Here is a 509-nt window from a genome sequence, read left to right as displayed (position 1 = left end):
ATCAGATCCTTATTGATTTTTTGGTATGCACCTGCCTCAATTTGGCGCGGCAGGAAGGCAATACCGGGCACAACCAAGTCATAGCCGGATTTGCCGGTCAGCATTTTGGCTTCCAGCGTTTCGTTGTTTTCATACAAATCGTAAGTCAGCTTCAAATTGTTGGCTTTTTTGAAGTCTTCGACTGTACTTTCGTCAACGTAGTTTGACCAGTTGTAGATATTCAAAGTATCGGTAGCGGCTGCCTCGGCATTGGCAGCAGGCGCGCTGCCTGCTTGAGGTTGCTCGGCTTTTTTCTCGCCACCGCCGCACGCGGCCAAAGACAATGCGGCCAATACGGCTAATACAGATTTTTTCATACGGGCAGATTCCTGATGAAAGAGTGGTTAATGTCAATAAATAAGAAACCCTGCACCCCATAAACACCCCGGCGCAGAGTTAGGCTATTGTAATGGAAACGTAAGCAAACGAAAAGCCATATCCATCTGATTTTTCTTGCAATAAGGCAGCGC

The 509-nt window shown here is 47.2% G+C and carries 1 pseudogene; it reads right to left on the bottom strand.

The window, feature by feature from the left end:
• Positions 1–356: pseudogene (locus tag ACTHUM_RS18785) on the bottom strand (polyamine ABC transporter substrate-binding protein); the annotation flags it as partial.
• Positions 357–509: the final 153 nt, after the last annotated feature.

The sequence above is a fragment of the Neisseria sp. P0021.S006 genome, from assembly GCF_051956895.1.
The sequence above is the reverse complement of the archived record's forward strand: the minus strand, read 5'-3'. Positions and strand labels throughout refer to the sequence as shown.